Genomic DNA, 4,098 nt, shown 5'->3' on the forward strand with positions numbered 1-4,098 from the left:
GCGAAGGCGGAATGTGGGCACAATAAAAAGGATCGCTGCACCCACCATTGCAAATACAAGAGCGAGAACTGGCTTCAACACAAGCAATCCAACAAAAAAGGATCCTGCTGCAGACAACCACGAAGCGCGTGTCAAGGTCAAAAGGAACCCGCTGCCAGTCACAAGAATGCACCCTGCAATGACAATACGTTCGTACCACTCGGAACGGACAAGAAAAAGGTAGACTCCGAGTGGCAGAATTGTCTCAAGGTATGCAGCAAGCACGTTGGGGCTTCCAAAAAGCGAATATGCGCGCGTACTGATGGACGTCCTCTCTGTGCTGTCTAGCCATTTCGCAGGAACAGGTATCTTGCGCACGTATTGATAGACGCCGATAGCAGCAACGATGGTAGCTACGAAGACCAGATGTGGCACAACGCTTCGTAACAGTTCTCCCGGCCGGGAATCGATGAGCAGCCAGAGCGCCACGAACACGAGAAATGGCTCAAACGTAAGTCGCGCTTCGTGCACGAAAGCGCCGGCGTAATAAGAGTTGAAAACAAAACTAGCAAACGACGCTGCCAAGAAGAGCAGCCCCGTCAATGTCACGGGAGAAGCCAACAGGCGGCCAATTTTGCGCCAACTCGTGACGAGCGCAAAAAGGAAGAACGCTACGACCATAATGTCTTCCCATGCGCCTACCAGGGACAAGGGGACCTTGCGTATTGCCCAGTTAAGGAGTGGATAATATGCGATCAGCAGCAGAAAAATGCGGGCGGCCCATCGCCTTTTGTCGAGACTCATCCTGCTTCTGCTTCTATGGAAGATTGCGAACTGTCAGTGTTTTTGCCCACACCTTCCACGTGTCACCGTACAAGGCAAGGCTTGCGCCTGCCAGGACCTTGTCAGCCCCGGACATGAACGCCCATGATTCTTTAGGAGCGATTGACTGTGCGGTAATGGTAAGATCCTTGAGAATAGGATGCTGTACGATATGGATTCTGCCTTGGCTGTCGAAAGAATCTTCTTCTGCTTGCGCCGAGGTCACCTTCGTAATGGTGAACAGGGCCGTGCCTGTTTCATCATACATGGTGCCGCCCACGTTGATTTCGGCGGCGGTCTCAGGGCGGGTACCGTAAGCCAGGAACGTCGCCTCGATGCGCATCCCTGAGAGACCCGCCGCACCCTTGGGCGTACGCGTCAGTTTATACGCTGCAACGACACCCGCGATGATGACGAGCGCAAGTACGATTCCAACAATCCATTTGTTTCTCATGTGATACAACCCCCTTGTGTGAGTTTGCCTTTCCGGCCGTGGAGGCCATCCAAGACGCCCCTCACGAAATAGTGCAAAAAGGCACGACGATTATTGTAGAAGACCACAATCGAAATGAAACGTCGAACTGCGAAGAGAGGAAGGAATAAGGCCAGAAAACGAGTTCGCGTGAGGAGCCGGCGCTGCGTCAGAATGCAGTTGCGGGTCCCATAGTACAGACGTACCGGATGATCGACGAGAACTGCGAGTGACCTTCCGAGAACCCGCAACTGTCTGCGGTTCGCCGCCGGGTGCAGCAACCGGCTCGTAGGGATGGCATACCCGTGGAACCCCGCCAACGTTGCTCTCAGAGTGAACTCTGTGTCGTCGTACCATCCATACAGCGACGCGTCGAAGATGCCGGATTCAAGGAGCAAGGAAGACGGGACGAAGAGGCCTGCCATGGCACAGGCGTCAAAGGGGAATACGGGATCCTGATAGCGTTCCCGGGGCACTGGCCTGAGCATTCCGGTCCTGCGACTATACGTGAACGAGTTGAAGAAAGGAAGTTCCGGTTGTGGCATATTGTAGCACACAGAGCGGAAGTACGTCCGTATGCCATGCGTTTCGACGCCTTGCATGAGACGCGTCAGGGCGTTCGGATCGGCGACAGCATCGTCGTCGACCATCCATACCCAGTCAGCTTTGAGCTCGAGAGCCTTCTGCTGGCCGACAGCTGCGCCTCCTGCCGGGCCACTATTGTGTTCTAGGCGCACGACGTCGACATCTTGCTGATATTCGAGAGGAGGTGAGTATGGTATGGTGGAGCCATTGTCGACAACCACAACCCGGTCGGGTCGCTGGGTTCCCTGCAGGATCGATGACAGACAGCACGATGCTGTTTGGGGGCGGTCCAAGGTGATGACGACGGCAATGACGCTCATGAAGCACCGTTGCGCAATTGTTGCCAATCCCAGGAGGAAATTCCGTTCGTTGGAGCTCCTAGTTGGACGGAACGAGCGGACTGAATAGCGGAGCAATCTTCGATCGCAAGGCATTCAGGTCTGGGATAACGTACGACGTTCCCCCGACGATCCCTGGCACTCCAGGGAACGGGATCGTGGTTACTTCCTTGTCGGTCGTATTCTTGAAAGCAAGGGCGATGCGAAGCATGTCATTCGGGAGAAGGTCGGTCACAACGGCATTCTCGACGGCACGGATGACGGGGGGGAGTTTCCAGACGTTGCGAAGTGAGGTGGTCTGGGCAACGATAGCCTTGAGAAGAGCCTTCTGACGAACAACGCGTCCCAATTCTTCTCCGTTCGAGGAGCCGAAGTCACCGATTGCATCATGACGAAAGCGGGCGTACTCCAGAGCCGTCTTGCCATCCATGTGTTGTATTCCTGGCTTCAAGTTGATAAGGGTATCCACTGCTTTGTAGTACATCGCCTTCTCGACGTTGATGGTCACGCCTCCCAGGGCATCGATGACCTTCTCAAACCCGGCGAAATCGGCCTTCGCGTAGTAATTGATCTTGATGCCGGGAATCATCGCCTCGACCGTTTTCTCGAGAAGGTCGATTCCACCATCGGAAAAGTAGTCGGGGTTTACCGTAGCATTGATCTTGTCATAGCCGTGTCCCGGAATGTCGACACGGGAATCCCTGGGGATCGATATGACCGACATGGTGCGGGAGACTGGATCGAGGCCGATGAGCATGATGCTGTCAGCGCGACCTGGATCGTTCGTGGCCCGTGAGTCGACGCCCACGACCAGGATGTTGATTCGTTCCCGCAGGTCGAGAGTCGATACCGTGGTACCTGCATTCGGGTTGATCGAGCGGAGAGAACTATAGAGAGAGATGACACTGTAACCTGCAAAACAGACCACTATGGTCAGAATAGAGATAACAGCAATGAGAAGCGTCTTGCGGACCTTTGTTGAGCGAGAAGAGCCCGTCAGTTTCTTGGTTTCTGTTTTCATTGGCACGTTCCTTCACTTGAGAGTCCAGATTCGTTCATCTGCATATTCAAAGAGTACACATTTGGAGCGACAGCGCAAGACGTAAACACTGAAGGAATGCGTTGGTTTCTGTGGACTGGTCCTGCCTATTTCATGAATAGGGGGAGGAAGCTGAGCGAGACCACCGATATAAGTTTGATGAGGATGTTCAGTGAAGGTCCTGCAGTGTCCTTCAGTGGGTCGCCAACGGTATCCCCGACAACACTCGCCTGGTGCTCGAGACTGCCCTTTCCGCCAAGCGATCGCTCGATAAGCTTCTTCGCATTGTCCCATGCTCCGCCGGCATTTGCCATATACAGCCCGAGCAGTGTGCCGGTCACGGTGACCCCAAGAAGAAGACCGCCGACCGCTTCCTTGCCCAGCAGGAAGTACGTGACAAAAGGAGCGGCGATACCGACGAGAGCCGGCGGCACCATGTACTTGAGCGCGCCTCATGTGCTGATGGCTATGCACGCATTTGGATCGGACGCAGCGAGCCCCTGCAGAAGACCGGGGATCTCGCGGAACTGCCTGCGCACTTCGGCAACCATAAGCATTGCCGTAGAACCAACTGCCTCGATGAGAAGAGCCGAGAACCAGAATGGCAGAACCGAGCCCAGGAACATGCCTGCGACCACGCGCGGATCAAGAACGTCGAGCACTGGCAAGTTCATGGCTTGCGCGAAACTGCTGAACAGTGCCAACGATGTCAGGGCGGCGGAGCCAACTGCAAAACCCTTCCCCATTGCCGCCGTTGTGTTGCCGAGCGAATCGAGCTGATCCGTACGCTCTCGAACAATAGGCAGTTGTCCAGTCAGTTCGGCAATTCCACCTGCGTTATCGGCAATCGGACCATAGGCATC

At 55.0% G+C, this 4,098-nt stretch carries 4 protein-coding genes and 1 pseudogene; all 5 read right to left on the reverse strand.

Features of this window, described 5'->3' with window-relative positions:
- The coding region (locus SMC5_RS04885; RefSeq protein ID WP_133299164.1) for a hypothetical protein at positions 1-783 on the reverse strand (783 nt) is incomplete at its 3' end.
- 13 nt (positions 784-796) lie between these two features.
- Entirely contained in the window at positions 797-1,255 is a 459-nt protein-coding gene (locus SMC5_RS04890) for a DUF4330 family protein (RefSeq protein WP_119119833.1), read from the reverse strand.
- Positions 1,252-2,178: a glycosyltransferase gene (locus SMC5_RS04895; protein ID WP_165846248.1), complete on the reverse strand. Its 927-nt coding sequence runs from the start codon at positions 2,176-2,178 to the stop codon at positions 1,252-1,254. Before SMC5_RS04895 ends, SMC5_RS04890 begins: the two co-directional genes overlap by 4 nt.
- 58 nt (positions 2,179-2,236) lie before the next feature.
- A complete protein-coding gene (locus SMC5_RS04900) occupies positions 2,237-3,217 on the reverse strand; it encodes an LCP family protein (protein ID WP_119119835.1) in 981 nt (326 codons plus the stop codon).
- Positions 3,218-3,342: 125 nt separating this feature from the next.
- A pseudogene (locus SMC5_RS11265) lies at positions 3,343-4,098 on the reverse strand (sodium/proton-translocating pyrophosphatase); the annotation flags it as partial.

Source organism: Candidatus Cryosericum odellii, from assembly GCF_003570935.1.
Taxonomy (GTDB): domain Bacteria; phylum Caldisericota; class Caldisericia; order Cryosericales; family Cryosericaceae; genus Cryosericum; species Cryosericum odellii.